We start from the raw sequence: 14871 nt of genomic DNA on the forward strand, positions 1-14871 counted from the left end.
TTATGATTCATAAAATTTTTATCAGCCGAAAAAATAAGAATAAAAAAACACAATATTTTCTTATGTTTTTTATGATTGTTTTAAGTTTATACACAACAATTAATCAAAATAACAACAGAAGAGCATTCTTTCTAAATTTTATTTCAGAGGCAAGAGCTCAAGAAACAGATATCAATAAGCAACAGACGGAAAAAATAGGAGCCATTAAAAAAGCAGCAAAGGGCTTTTTTACACATGTACGATTTACCGATACTCTTTATGATATGAACCAATTGTCTTTTAAAGATATTGAGGGAAAAGATCATAATTTGTCCGAATTTAGGGGAAAACCAATACTCGTCAATTTATGGGCTGTTTGGTGCGCACCTTGTCGTGCAGAAATGCCAGAATTAGCACGATTAAAACGTGATATGGGAGGAAATAATTTTGATGTTATAGCTATTAATATTGATAAAAATACTTCTGCTGAAAAAATTCAAAAGTTTTTAAATGATGCTCATGCTGATAATTTAGTTTATTATCGGGATAATACAATGAATATTTTTCAGGATATTAGAAAAAAAGGACTCGCTTTAGGTTTGCCTATCACATTTCTCATAAATAAAGATGGTTATCTTATTGCTTCGTTTAATGGCGCTGCTCCATGGGCTGATGATGATGCAAAAGCGCTTATAAAAGCCGTTATTGAAGAGAATTTATAACTTTCATAATTAAATTTTAAATGGAGTGCGATTAAATCTAGAACTCATGCATAAAGCAGGTATATTTTTGCAATAAAAAAGGCAAGGTTCACCTGTTAGATAGCTTTATTTCTAAAGATTGTTTATTCTTAACAGTTTGACCAATCACACTTTCGATAAGAAAATACCTCATTGATGAAGCACATTCATTTAGGCTGCAGAATTTGTATTTCACGCGCTCAAAGAAGTTATATTTGTACAAATGAACTTCGTTTATGATTATCATTTAAATTTTGTTATCTATAGAATGAGGTTTACAGTGAAAATCGCTCTCACGATAAGGGATTTTTAGGAGAAAACAAACAGTTGGTTACAATCAATATTTCAAGCTGATAAAAGTTTTATATTATGATCAATTCCGGATTTTAGAAAATGAGTATCAATTCCATTTCCGAAAATGATAGGCGTTTTTTGTGTTTGTCTTTTGCATTCAATCAATAGAGAATGACTTTAATGGATCTGTGCGTTGTGCATGATCACGATAAAATATAATTGCTGCATTTATTTCTCCTCCTAAAATAAAAATTGCACTTAAGATATACAGAAAAATAATTGCAACCATAATAGAAGTTAATCCTGCGTAAGTAGAAGCATAATTAAACATTGTTAAATATTGGGCAAAGGCAATAGAGGTTAAAAACCAAACAAATATTGTCACTAAAATACCTGGTAAAATATCTCTTACTTTTCGCTGTCCCGCTGGCAACCATTTGTGAACAATTAAAAGACTCGTAAAAAGAACAACTATCGCAATTATATAACGCCATAAACGAATTATGCCAATATATTCAGTAATCTGAGAAGAGTGGTTTTGCATAATTTTAATCAGTAAAGGTGCTAAAACCAATAAAAAGCTAATAACAACAAGACCTACTGTCCCAATAATGACGAAAAATAAACTTTGAAAACGACAAAAAAACAAGCTGCGTCGATCAATAACACGGTAAGCTTTATTTAATGCTGTACGCAAAGCACCCACACCATTTGAAGCAAAATAAGCGGCTCCAATAACTGAAAGTGTTAATAAATCTCCCCGTTGTGTGGTGAGGACAGTAATGATTTCTTTAGAAAGAGGTTCTGCAATTGCATCCGGCAACAATTGTACAAGTGCTTCAATTTTTTGCGGTGTATATGTAAATGCTCCAAGAAAACTAGCAAGAGATGTCCCGAAAATAAAAAAAGGAAAAAACGCTAAAAGTCCCGAAAGTGCAACATGACTCGCAAAGGCACTCCCATTATCACGAAAATAATGACTCACTGCGTTAAAAAAAATACGGTAGCTATACCAAAATGCCCTTTTTATCACATTTAAATACCTTTGGATAATAGCTTCACGCTTAGCATAGTTTTTTCATTGGGAATATATAAAAATAAAAAACATTTGCACAATAGGAACTGTTTATCAGAATGTTCATCTATGGTAGAGGTAAATATTGTCTACCTTATATTTTAACATTGTGAAGAGCATATCGGAAATAAAAGGGGAAAAACGATTTTAGAGCGTTTTAAGATTGTACTGGATAAATTTATAGGAAGGAACGTTCGTAAATGAAGCTGAATTATTTTAAAAATAATGAAGTTACGGAGGGCGTTTTAAAGAGTGCATAGCGTTTGATTATACTCATGAAAATATCATATAGTATGCTTCTAGAGGATTTTCTCGTATATACTATGAGAAGCATTTTTTCAATTTGGGTGTTTATATTTTTGTGTCTTTTAAGAATTTCCATTCTCAATTATTTCATTATTGTTTGTAAAATATTATAAGACTAAACATATTCATTATTTTTATTTTAAAAAAGGATCTTGAGTAAGAGAAATTTGAAAAGATTTTATTTTTCCTTATCATACACTGTTCATAAGAAGCCCTCTGCAAAAAAGGATGTTATTCGAAAAACATCTAATTTTTAAAGTTTTTTTCATTTTGATATCGTATTGTAAAAAAGCATGTGGTAAAAAAAGTGATCATTATGGTAAATTCTTCAAGATCAAAAGAAAAATTAAAAAGTTCTAAGGCATCTAAGGCATCTGTTGTTAAATCTGAAATTATAGCTCATGACTCAGAACAAGAAACACAACACTCAAAAGAGCCGATAATAACAAAGCAAAGCGATGTTGAGCGCAAGACTGTAAGTGGTGTTGCTTTTACTTCTTTAATGGTTTCAGGGATTATTTGTGGTCTTATAACTATCAGTCTTTGGGTAGGTCTGCAAAGAGCAGGTTTTCTTCCATCTTTTTTAGTGGTTGATCATTTGGAAGAAGAAAAAAATCTTCAGATTACTAGGCATGTAAAAGAAAAAGCAGAAGAAACAGAGAAACAGTTGAATCATATGCTTCAACAGTTTGATGTATTGAAGAGAGAGTTTTCTTCTTTTTCATCACAACAGGTTGAAGCTTTTCAAGAAGATGAATCTTTTCAAAAAGAGAGAAGCAAATCTCTTGCACTCTTAGAAAAAAAAGTAGATGCTTTCGAAAAGAATATACAGACTTTAATGAGAATATCAGAAGATGTAAAGACAGCTTTATTTGTTGGAGAAAGTAATAAAAACGATATTATTACTTTAAAACAACAGTTAGATACTGTCCAAAAAGAAATATTCACTCAAAATAGCGAAAAAAATGGGATAAATACTGCACGGTTTGTTGCAGTCAATGCATTAAAAAACGCTATAGATCGTGGTGGATCTTATGTGCGTGAATTGGAAACAGTACAACATTTTTCATCTTCTGTTGAAGGATTGGATTTGTTACAGAAAACAGCGCATACTGGTCTTCCAAGCTCTGCAAAGCTTTCAGCTGATTTTGCTTATGTTGCAGATAAAATTGTTGGGACGCAAAATAGTCTTGCATCGGATGCTGATTTTTTAAAGAAGATTGAGATATGGATAAAAAGTTTTATTGTTTCGCGTCCAATTGGATATGTTGAAGGGACAACAGTGCCTGCAATTGTGGCACGGATGGAAGTTTCTATTCAGGCTGGAGATTATGAAAAAGCTTTAGCTGAATGGCAAACTTTACCTCAAAATGCTAAACATATTTCGGTAGATTTTATTGATCAACTTAAACGACATCTTGCTGTCCAGCACGTTCTTCAACAGTTGTTGATTGGAATGCCAAAAGAAACTTCCGAAGCTGCAAAAATGTAAATAGGATCAAAAATGATACGTATTTTTATTTATATTTTTGTCGTTTGTGTGATCGGTGCAGTTTTTAGCTGGGGTGCCAATAATAATAGTTTCTTGGTCATAACATTTTTGCAGATGCGATTTACTGTCTCATTGCTTACGATTATTAGTGGGATTGTTATCCTGTTGATGGTATTAGTGTTTTTATGGAAGTTTTTTAGAATTATTTTTTCCATTCCTAGAACTTTATACAGCTTTTTTTCAGGACGTTACCAAGAATGTGGTCGCAAAGCTCTTACGCAAGGTCTGCTTGCTGCTTTTGCAGGTGATTACGCGGCTGCACAAAAAATGGAAAGACGTGCATTAAAATATTTTATAAAAGATTATGAACCATTGATAAAGCTTTTAAGGGCTCAAATCTTATCTTTGCAAAAAAACTCTATGAAGGCTATTGCGCTTTATGAAGAGATGCAAAAAGATGAATCGACAAAGCTTGCTGGGCTTTATGGTTTGTTTCGTGAAGCTATGAATACAAAAGCTTATGATGTCGCACAGCACTATGCAGAAGAGGCACTCGATTTGTCACCAGCGCTTTTATGGGCTCAACAATTTGTCCTTGATCGATTAAGTGCTGAGGGTCAGTGGAATAAAGCGCTTGATGTTTTTTATCGAGCGCAAAGAGCTTTGCCACGTTCTGAGCATTGTACTTCAGAGCGTAAGTATACCCATGCTCTTTTATTAAGTGGGTTAGCACTTCACCTTACGGAGACTCAGCTCGCAGGAGCACGTAAAGCTATTTTAAAGGCCCATAAGTTGATGCCTGATTTTGTACCAATAACGGTGCTTATGGTTGATATCCTTTATCAATTAAAAGAAGTTCGTAAAGCTGATAAAATAATTATTAAAGCTTGGCAGGAAAATCCTCATCCTGATTTGGGAGCACTTTATCTTAGGAGAGAAGAAAGCGCAGTTGGCCGTTTGAAAAGAGCTAAAACACTTGCTTTTTATAATAAAGAAATATTTGAATCAGCTTTTATTGTTGCAAAAGCTGCTTTGGATGCAGGCGAATTGGAATTAGCAAGAGAGTACGCACAAAAAGCACTCACTTATCATCCGCGTGAAAGCGTTTATTTATTATTAGCAGATATTGAAGAAGCAAAAGGTAATGGTCAAGGGAGTCGTCAATGGTTGTCTTTAGCATTACGAGCAGAACCTGATCCAGCATGGGCGTGTGATGGTTCTTTCTTTTCTTCTTGGTTGATCGTTTCTCCAATCAGTGGTCGATTAGGCCGTTGTGAATGGAAAGTACCTCCCCGTTGTTCTCCTATAACATTAGAAGTCGATAACGTGATGCTGAAAAGAGAATGCAAAAAAGGCGTTGTGGATGAAAAAGGAGTTATTAAAAATAAATCCTTTGAAGAAAAATCATCGATAGGGCCTGATTTTTTATTAAAGTCGCGCACAAAAAAACAGAATAGAAAAAAAGTCGATCAGATACCTTTAAATGTTGAAGATTTAGAGAATAAAGAAGCAGAAGAAGAGAGTTCTTTGCCAAGAGAGAAATTTCAATTATTTTAGAGGTGTTGTAGACATTTTTGATAAAAATAAGGTTCTTATTTATTCTCAAATGAAATGAAATCTGATTATAAAAATGATTGGTTAAAATATGTTTTTAGCGAAAACATATCTTGATAGAAAACAAAGAAACGGTAAACTAAAAATTGCAGTTGTTTTGCATCGCCAATCTTCACAGACTGGTTTTTTAGGGCAATTTTTACAAAGAAATGGTTTTGCTCTTGATTTTTATTATCCTATTTTAGGACAGAAACTTCCTAAAACATTGAAACATCACGCTGGTGTTGTCATTTTAGGTGGTCCGATGAGTGTGAATGATAAGGATGCATATATTCATGAGGAAATTGATTGGATTTCATTATCTTTGAAAGACAATAAACCTTTTTTAGGGATTTGTCTTGGAGCACAGATGCTCGCAAAAAATTTAGGCGGGCGTGTTGCTGCAAAAAGTGATAAAAGTGTAGAAATTGGTTGGTATCCGTTAGAGGGGACTTTGCAGGGAAAGACCCTTATGAATTGGCCAAAAATGGTCTATCATTTACATAATGAGGGCATCTATGATTTGCCTAAAGAAGCTGTTCTTTTGGCAACAGGTCAAACTTATCCGACACAAGCTTTTCATTATGGAAAAAATGCATGGGGTTTACAATTTCATCCTGAATTAACGCGTGTAATGATACAACATTGGTTGAAACATTCAGCTCAAGAATTGACTAAAAAAGGCGCCCAATCTGCTTTTGCACATTTAGAAGGTTATTCACTTTATGGTCACGTTTTGTGCGAATGGTTTGACAATATGTTACAACATATTTTTGGTGTTCCTACTGCCTGCAATACGAAATTGTGAATTGTATGGATTCTGAAAATCATTCTTAAAAAGAGAAATTTGAATTAAAGAAATTATATTAAACAATACGATAACAAAACATCCAAAAAAGTATGATCATTTTTATGGAAAAAAGGAACAATCAAGAAATGAGATGAGCACAGTCCTTTTTCTGCTTGCTTCATCACTATGAGTATGGCTTGTTGATATGCGTCATATTTTTAGGATGAGTGACGATAATGCTCATCATTTCCGTATTTTATTTTTGTTCTCTTTTTTCAAAAGCAAATAACAGCGCATATATCTCCTTGCACTTAATCTACAAGGAGATCAATAAAATTTTTTCTAAGGTTGATCGTGAATGTTTTAAGTTTGAAAAGCAGTATTTTTAAGTTGGGCAATCATACTTGCTGTAAAAGTAAAGCGAGAAACATTGAGATCACCTTCAATGAGTGCATGAACGCGGTTGATGATATTGTGAATTTGATCTTCATCAGATTTTATCCAAGCTGCTAGAGAATCATTTTTTTCATTATAATTTTTTAAGATTTTTATAACGATTTGTCGCAAGCTATCAGCGATGTTTTCTTTAGCTTCACTTAAGGCCATACCATCGTAATAATCGACAATAGGAATTGTTTGGCTTGCTTCATTGATACGATTTATACGAATAACCTGAGCAAGTGAAAAATAGATTTCTGCAGTTTTCATAAGATCACTTTTGCTTTGTTCTGCAATCAAAGAAATATCACAGATCATTGGAGCAACATCTAAAAGAGCTAATTGTCTTGCTAAAGCTTTTGGAGCTCCTTCTTCATTGTATTGTGTTGCTTTTTCTTCAATTTTTTGACTGATATCTTGATCATTGGCGTGCAGAAGCTTTTTTTCAATCAGGCTACGCGCTGTTTTAATTGTTTGCACAAGCTCTTCTAATGGCACTGAGAGATCCATATTGCGCAAGCCCCAATTGGTTGTTTCAAAAAGCATTGAAGTGATTGCTGCATAGAATTTATTTTGATTCAATCCTGGTATTTTATTATCAAGATTATCAATTTGGCTCGAAAGCTGAGGAATTTCAAAACTATCTCGGATGATAATAAACACACGAATAATGTTTTCAGTTTTTTGACCTGTTATATCTTGCAAGTGATTAACAAAAGTAGGTCCACCGCGGTTCACAATATCATTAGCAATAAGAGTTGCAATAATATCACGACGTAATTGGTGTTCAATGATTTCCTTTTTAAAATTTTGTTGAAGTTGAGTTGGAAAATAATTCAACAAGGTTGTATCGAAATAACAATTGTCAACAATTGGATTGTTTGCAATTTCTTCTTGTAGAGTTAATTTAGCATAAGCTAAAATAACTGCAAGCTCTTGGCGGATAAGTCCTTGATTTTGGCTCATTCTTTGACGTAAAATTTGCTCATTGGGGAGAATTTCAACTCTACGATCTAGAAGTTTTTTCTGTTCTAAATCATGCATAAAACGTATTTGATAAGGTAAATCAATAACACTTCGTTTTTCAGCTAAGGAAAGCGAAAGCGGTTGCAAATAATTATTACGCAAAACCAATTGCTCAACTTGTGGGGTCATTTGTTTCAACAACTCATTACGGGCTTCACGAGTCAGTTTTTTTGTGCGTAGAGCTGAGGCAAGAACAATTTTAATATTAACTTCAAGATCAGAACAATTAACACCTGCAGAATTATCAATGGCGTCGGTATTACAGCGTCCGCCGTTTAAAACATATTCAATCCGACCGCGTTGTGTAAGACCGAGGTTTGCTCCTTCACCGATAACTTTTGCGCGCACTTGTTCACCGGTGATGCGAATGGAATCGTTGGTGCGATCGCCGACTTGAGTATCCGTTTCGGTTGTTGCACGAATATAGGTTCCAATACCACCAAACCATAAAAGATCTACAGGGGCTTTTAAAATGGCTGAAATAATTTCAAAGGGTGTTCCTGTTTGCTTTTCAAAACCAATAGCTTGTGCTGCTTCAGGAGAAAGAGTGATTGTTTTGGCAGTTCGTGAGAAAATACCGCCCCCTTTTGAGAGTTTTGTTTGATTATAGTCTTGCCAGCTTGAACGAGGAAGTTGGAAGAGGCGCATACGCTCTGCATAACTTGCTGCTATGTCTGGTTCGGGATCGATGAAAATATCGCGATGATCAAAGGCAGCAATAAGCTTTGTTTGTTGAGACAGTAACATTCCATTCCCAAAAACATCTCCCGACATATCACCAACTCCAATACAGGTGAAGGGAGTTGTTTGAATATCGTGATTAAATGATTCTCGAAAATGTCTTTTTACAGCTTCCCATGCACCTTTAGCTGTAATACCAATTGCTTTATGATCATATCCTGCGGATCCTCCGGATGCAAAAGCATCGTCAAGCCAAAAATTATTTGCTTGGCTAATAGCATTAGCGGTATCAGAAAAGGTTGCAGTACCTTTATCGGCAGCAACGACAAAATAAGGATCATCGCCATCGTGACAAATGACATTTTGAGGCGGGTGTATCTTACCATCGATCAGGTTATCAGTAATCGAAAGGAGTGCTGTAATGTAGTTTGTGTAAGCTTGCCGTGCTGCTTCTGTTATAACGGCACGATCATTGGTTTGAGGAAGGCGATGAGGGAAAAATCCACCTTTCGCACCCACAGGAACAATAACGGCGTTTTTGACTTGTTGAGCTTTAACGAGATCTAATATTTCAGTACGATAGTCTAATGCACGGTCAGACCAACGAATACCACCACGGGCGATAGGACCAAAGCGTAAATGGACACCCTCAACTTCAGGTCCATAAACAAAAATTTCTCGATAAGGACGTGGTTCAGGTAAGCCTTCAATTTGGCGTGGATTTAATTTTGTTGCTATGATACGTCGTGGGCTTCCATCAGGAAGAGGAGAATAGGCATTCGTTCGTAAGCTTGCAACAATGAGATTACGATAACGACGCAAAATAAGATCATCATCCAAACTTGGCACTTTCTGCAATTTTTCTTCAATGCGTTGCTGAATGATTTCTTCATTGTTGAGTCGTTCTTTTTCTTTATGGCTTTGATGAAATTTCAAATGAAATAAAGCATAAAGATCTTTAGTAATTTCAGGATAAGCGTTTAAAGTTTGAGCAACGCGTTTTTGTGAATAAGGAATTCCAGTTTGTTGGAGATAGCGTCCATAATGACGCAAAATAACAATTTCGCGCCAGTCGAGTTGAGCTGTTTGTGTTAAGGCATTAAAAGCATCATTGTCCGCATTTTGTTCCCAAACGGCTTCAAATGTTTCAGCATGCTTTTGTGCATTTTTATCGAGATCAATATCGAGTTGGAAATCACTTTCCAATTGCATATCATGAAGATATACAGAATGCCCATAGCCGTCTGGGAGCTCCAACGTCTGTTCAGCAATAACCCGAAAGCCCATATTTTCAAGAAGGGGTACACGTTTGGAAAGGGCAAGGGCTTCGTTACGATGAAAAAGTCGCAGAGAAATATTGTGTTTCTCTTTATTGTGGGCGCGGTAAAAAGTAACGAAAAGAGGTTTTTCGCTATTAAGGCTTAAGATATGGTCAGCATCTTTAATAGCATCTTCAGCTGAAAATAAATCACGATAGCTATTAGGAAAGTCACTGGCTAAAGATATTTGTTGGTCTGTTGCTTTATGAATAAGAGCTATGGCTTGGATGCTATCTTCCCAATTTTGGGTTATAGAGCGAATATGATGTTCAAGTGTGGTACGCTCAATGACAGGAGCACTGTGACTTCCTTTACGATGGATAATGTAGTGAACGCGGATAAGCGTACTTTCTAAGAAAAGTGGATAAGATTCAAAGAAATCACCTTTATAGGTTTCAACAAGATATAGTCCAATTTTTTCGCGGATATTACTACTATATTGATCACGCGGTACATAGACAAGAATCGAAACAAAACGTCCAAAAGGATCAGTGTGAGCAAGGACCCGTAAGCGCGGACGTTCATCCAATTGCATGATAAGCTCTGCATTTTCTGTCAATGTATCGACATCAGAGCGAAACATTTCATCTCTTGGGTAGGTTTCTAAGACACTCATCAATGCTTTTCCAGAATAGTCGGTCTGATTATATCCAAGGCGTTGAATAATTGTCTTCGCTTTTTCTTTTAAAAACGGAATTTGCAGAATAGAGTGCGTATAGGCTGAGGATGTAAACAACCCAACAATACGTAATTCTCCACATAGATACCCTTCTTTATCAAAAATCTTAAGACCGATATAATCCAACCAAACAGGACGGTGGATTTTTGAGCGGCTGTTGGCTTTTGTAACAATAAGCAAATTGTCACTTTCCATAAAAGATAAGACTTCTTTGGGGCGTTCTTCTACGCTCGCATCACCAATAATGCGAATAGAAGCATCAGTGAGAATACCTAGCTCAATACTACCGGTTTTAAAGGCTTTTTTGGGTTCTTGGCCTTTGGTAAAGTCATAGGTCCGCATTCCAAGGAAGATGAAATTATTGTCCATAAGCCATTCAAGAAATTCAATGGCTTTTACCCCTTCATTTTGGTAGTTCGATGGAAGATTTGTTTGATAGGTATGAATATGCTTCTTGACTTCTTCAAGCATCGGTTTCCAGTCTTGTACAGCCGCATTGGCTTGTTCAAGAACGAGAGTGATTTCATCTTTAAGCTTTTTTGTCTTTTCTTTGTTTAATGATTCAATGTGGATTTGCATCAAGCTGATACGTTGTCCAGAGTCACATTCAAGAACAGGATGTGCGATTAAATAAATGTGATTTATTTTCTGTTTAAAAACATGCAATATAGAATCAAGAAGAAAAGGTTTGTTATCATTAACAAGTGTAATAACAGTTATAGATTTATCATGACGCGTTAAAGCGTGCTCAAAACAAATTGTACTTTTACCAGGCTGGTGGGACTTAAATGCTTCGATGGCTACATTTGTAGCTTTGTGAAGTTCATCTTGCTTATAGAAAGCAATATCTTCTTTATCAGTATGAGAAAAAAGAATTTGTTCTATTTTATTTTCAGTGCTCTTTAGATTTAGTGCTGTTTGTGTTGACACAATCATCCTCCCTTTATTTATTGTGGCAACCTTTTCTTTAAATCCTAAGAGCAGGTCCTTATGCCATTTTTATACTGTAACATCTTCTTTTTGAAGTGAATAGTTATTTGTTGTTGCTAGAATAAAATTATTTTCTACTTCGTAAGAAGTGTTTGGTTGTTTTAAGAAAGTACATCTTGTGCGTAACAAGAATATTTTCATTAATTTTATTGCAGGGTAAGAGCATATTTTAAAAGTGTATAATGAAAGTAAATATATTATGACATGTTTACCAGAAAAATTTTTAAGCGGTTATCAATCTTTTATAACGAATCATTTTACGCATAAAGTGGAACGTTATTGGCAATTAGCAGTGGAAGGACAGAAACCTGAAACTTTATTGATTGCGTGTTGTGATTCGCGCGCGATACCAGAAATTATTTTTGATGCGAATCCTGGTGAAATTTTTGTGGTGCGTAATGTCGCCAATTTAGTTCCTCCTTTTTCGCCTGATTATCAATATCATGCAACATCAGCGGCTATTGAATTTGCAGTGCAAGTGCTGAAAGTTAAGCATGTTGTTATTTTGGGGCATGCGCATTGCGGGGGAATTAATAATGTCCTTAATGGAAAATGCACATCTTTATCATCAAATGATTTTATTGGTCGATGGATGAGTCTTTTGGCTCCTGCTGCAGAAGAAGTAACCGAGAATAAATTGATCACTCCTTTAGAGCGGCAGACTGCATTAGAACGACTTTCTATTCGTTATTCATTGCAGAATTTGGAAACATTTCCATGGTTAAAGGCTCGTAAAGATCAAGGACTTTTGACAATACACGGTGCTTGGTTTGACATTGCAAATGGTGAATTATGGAGTATGGAACAAGAAACGGGTAATTTTGTGCGTGTTGAGCGTGGAACTTCTGCGCAGATATAAGTGATTTTTATTTTAGTTTTCATATAAATAAGGTGCTGTGTGATATATCTTGACAAAGAAAGGTTTTTGTTGTTTGAAAGAAACAGCATTCAATGACAAGATTAATTTGGAGCCACCGCCTGGGACCCTGTTATGGTATAAAAAGATCCCAGAGGTCAACATCCGACAACGCGTTGCGTCCTCGGGTGCTATGTTGATTTGTTTGTTATGAAGCAATGAGGTAAATGATGTTTGAAACTTTGCAAGAACGTCTTGGTTCCATTTTATCTAATTTAACGGGACGTGGCGTTTTATCAGATAAGGATATAACAACAGCGCTGCGCGAAATTCGTCGTGCTCTGTTAGAGGCTGATGTTGCTTTAGATGTTGTTCGTTCTTTTACCGATAGAGTTCGTGAGAAAGCCGTTGGGACTACAATTGTTAAGTCCATTAAACCCGGTCAAATGGTTGTGAAAATTGTTCATGATGAACTGGTTCATATGCTTGGGGGAGAAGGTGTTTTAAGTGATCTCAATGCGCCGGCACCCGTTGTTATTATGCTGGTTGGTCTACAAGGATCAGGGAAAACAACAACAACAGCAAAACTTGCAAAGCGTTTAAGAGACAAACATAATAAAAAAGTTTTAATAGCATCATTGGACACACGTCGTCCTGCGGCGCAAGAGCAGCTCCGTCAATTAGGGGAGCAAGTGCAAGTTCCGAGTTTACCGATTATTCCTGATCAATCTCCTGTCGATATTTCTGCGCGTGCAGTGCAAGCTGCTAAATTAGGGGGATATGATGTTGTGCTTCTTGATGCAGCAGGACGTAACCATATTGATGAAGCACTTATGCTTGAATTAAAAGAAATTAAAGCAGCTTCGCAACCTTATGAAATTATGTTGGTGGCCGATAGTCTTACTGGTCAAGATGCGGTTAATCTTGCCCGTTCTTTTGATGAGCGTATAGGAATTACAGGAATTATTTTAACACGTATGGAAAGTGATGGGCGTGGTGGAGCTGCTCTTTCAATGCGTGCAGTGACAGGCAAGCCGATTAAAGCAATCGGAACTGGTGAAAAGATGGATGCTCTAGAAGAGTTTCATCCCGGTCGTATTGCAGATCGTATCCTCGGTATGGGTGATATTGTTTCTTTGGTTGAAAAGGCTGCTGAAACAATTGATCGTGAAAAAGTGGCGGCTTTTGCGAAAAAAATGCAAGCCGGAAAATTTGACCTGAATGATTTTGCCGAACAGTTGCATAAAATGAAAAAACTGGGTGGAATGGGGGGTATTATGGGTATGATGCCAGGGTTAAGTAAGGTGAAGAATCAAATTGCAGCGGCAGGTTTTGATGATTGTCTTTTTAATCGGCAATTAGCAATTATTTCATCTATGACACATGCAGAGCGTGCTAGTCCTGAGATTTTAAAACATAGTCGTAAACAAAGAATTGCTAAGGGGTCGGGGACAAGTGCAGCAGATATTAATAAGCTTTTAAAAATACACCGCCAAATGGCTGATATGGTAAAAGCTATGAGAGGGAAAAATACAGGCGGTTTTATGGAGAAAATGTTAGGGAAGTTCGGTTCCAAAACGGGATTTGGTGATATGAAAGCTCCTGATACTATACCCGATTTATCAGAACTTGATTCAATTCAATTCTCAAAACTGCAAAATCAGATTGGAAAGGGTCATTTAGGGGGTGGATTACCTGGACTTCTGGGGCGCGAATTAACATTTCCTGGTCTTTTAAAGGGGACGGAGAAAAATTCTCCTTTTTCTAAGAAAAAGTAAAAAGACAAAAAGAGAAGGAAGTGTAATGCAGGGAAAAGCACCCAATGATTTAGGGCATTTGGGGACATCGTTTGATCATTTTAATGCAGCGCTGGGTCATTTTTTAGCAAAAAGATTTTATTGTATGCAAGGGACAGAAGGGGATAAAGTGCGTCATGGTTTGCTTGAAGTTGATTGTGCGTATGAGCAGTGTCAGGTGGTGCATTTGCAGCGATTAACGCGAGACAGTTATCTTAATCCGAATCTTGCTAAGAAATTTACAGGTCATTATTCAAGAAGTGATTGATAATCAAAAAATAATTTTTAAAGAACACAGAAAACAAATTAGTTTAAACGACAAGTCAAGATGACAACAGGAGAAAAATATGGCATTAAAAATTCGTTTGTCCCGTGGTGGTTCAAAAAAGCGTCCTTATTATCATATCGTTGTTGCGGATGTACGGAGTCCGCGTGATGGACGTTTTCTTGAACGTGTTGGTGCTTGGAATCCAATGTTGCCTAAAGATGGAGAACGTGTAAAACTTAATGAAGAGCGTATCCAATATTGGCTTGGTCAAGGAGCTCAACCGACAGATCGTGTTCTACGGTTTTTAGATGCCGCTGGTTTAAAAAAGCGTCCGGCACGTAATAATCCTCATAAAGGTGAACCTGGTAAAAAAGCACAAGAACGTATAGCTGCAGCAAAACAAGCTGCTGAAGAAGCGTCAGAAACAATTTCAAAAGAAGAAGCATAATGAATGAAGTAAATCAACAATGTGAGCCTTAAAAGCTTATACAATGTAAAATTTCACTGTTAGTTTTATTTTAAAAGGATTTGTTTTCTTTAGAAGATGGT

General features: G+C 36.1%; 10 protein-coding genes. 8 read left to right on the forward strand and 2 right to left on the reverse strand.

Features of this window, described 5'->3' with window-relative positions; all coding sequences use genetic code 11:
- Nucleotides 1-2 precede the first annotated feature (2 nt).
- Entirely contained in the window at nucleotides 3-701 is a 699-nt protein-coding gene (locus O99_RS03955) for a TlpA disulfide reductase family protein (RefSeq protein WP_035006464.1), read from the forward strand.
- Nucleotides 702-1170: 469 nt separating this feature from the next.
- Here O99_RS03955 and O99_RS03960 read toward each other — a convergent pair whose 3' ends face one another.
- Nucleotides 1171-2046: a YihY/virulence factor BrkB family protein gene (locus O99_RS03960; RefSeq protein ID WP_035006466.1), complete on the reverse strand. Its 876-nt coding sequence runs from the start codon at nucleotides 2044-2046 to the stop codon at nucleotides 1171-1173.
- 664 nt (nucleotides 2047-2710) lie between these two features.
- Between O99_RS03960 and O99_RS03965 the strand changes: the two genes are divergently transcribed.
- The 3 genes from O99_RS03965 to O99_RS03975 all read left to right on the forward strand — a co-directional run bounded on the left by O99_RS03965 (nucleotide 2711) and on the right by O99_RS03975 (nucleotide 6287).
- Complete coding sequence (locus tag O99_RS03965) at nucleotides 2711-3886, forward strand: COG4223 family protein (RefSeq protein ID WP_035006467.1); 1176 nt, start codon at nucleotides 2711-2713, stop codon at nucleotides 3884-3886.
- Nucleotides 3887-3898: 12 nt separating this feature from the next.
- Nucleotides 3899-5443: a heme biosynthesis protein HemY gene (locus O99_RS03970; RefSeq protein WP_035006468.1), complete on the forward strand. Its 1545-nt coding sequence runs from the start codon at nucleotides 3899-3901 to the stop codon at nucleotides 5441-5443.
- A gap of 88 nt (nucleotides 5444-5531) precedes the next feature.
- Nucleotides 5532-6287: a glutamine amidotransferase gene (locus O99_RS03975; protein ID WP_035006470.1), complete on the forward strand. Its 756-nt coding sequence runs from the start codon at nucleotides 5532-5534 to the stop codon at nucleotides 6285-6287.
- 345 nt (nucleotides 6288-6632) lie between these two features.
- Here O99_RS03975 and O99_RS03980 read toward each other — a convergent pair whose 3' ends face one another.
- A complete protein-coding gene (locus O99_RS03980) occupies nucleotides 6633-11348 on the reverse strand; it encodes an NAD-glutamate dehydrogenase (protein WP_035006472.1) in 4716 nt (1571 codons plus the stop codon).
- A 253-nt stretch (nucleotides 11349-11601) separates the two neighbouring features.
- On the opposite strand from O99_RS03980, the gene O99_RS03985 reads away from it, so the two are divergent.
- From O99_RS03985 to rpsP, 4 genes are all read left to right on the forward strand, one after another.
- Nucleotides 11602-12261, forward strand: coding sequence for a carbonic anhydrase (locus tag O99_RS03985; RefSeq protein WP_035006758.1), 660 nt, complete (start codon nucleotides 11602-11604; stop codon nucleotides 12259-12261).
- A 227-nt stretch (nucleotides 12262-12488) separates the two neighbouring features.
- Nucleotides 12489-14036, forward strand: coding sequence for a signal recognition particle protein (ffh, locus tag O99_RS03990; RefSeq protein WP_035006474.1), 1548 nt, complete (start codon nucleotides 12489-12491; stop codon nucleotides 14034-14036).
- Between the two features lie 25 nt (nucleotides 14037-14061).
- Nucleotides 14062-14322, forward strand: coding sequence for a chorismate mutase family protein (locus O99_RS03995; protein ID WP_051668856.1), 261 nt, complete (start codon nucleotides 14062-14064; stop codon nucleotides 14320-14322).
- A gap of 79 nt (nucleotides 14323-14401) precedes the next feature.
- Nucleotides 14402-14770 (forward strand): 30S ribosomal protein S16, encoded by a 369-nt coding sequence (rpsP, locus tag O99_RS04000; protein ID WP_035006476.1) that lies wholly within the window; start codon nucleotides 14402-14404, stop codon nucleotides 14768-14770.
- Nucleotides 14771-14871: the final 101 nt, after the last annotated feature.

Source organism: Bartonella rochalimae ATCC BAA-1498 (genome assembly GCF_000706645.1).
Taxonomy (GTDB): domain Bacteria; phylum Pseudomonadota; class Alphaproteobacteria; order Rhizobiales; family Rhizobiaceae; genus Bartonella; species Bartonella rochalimae.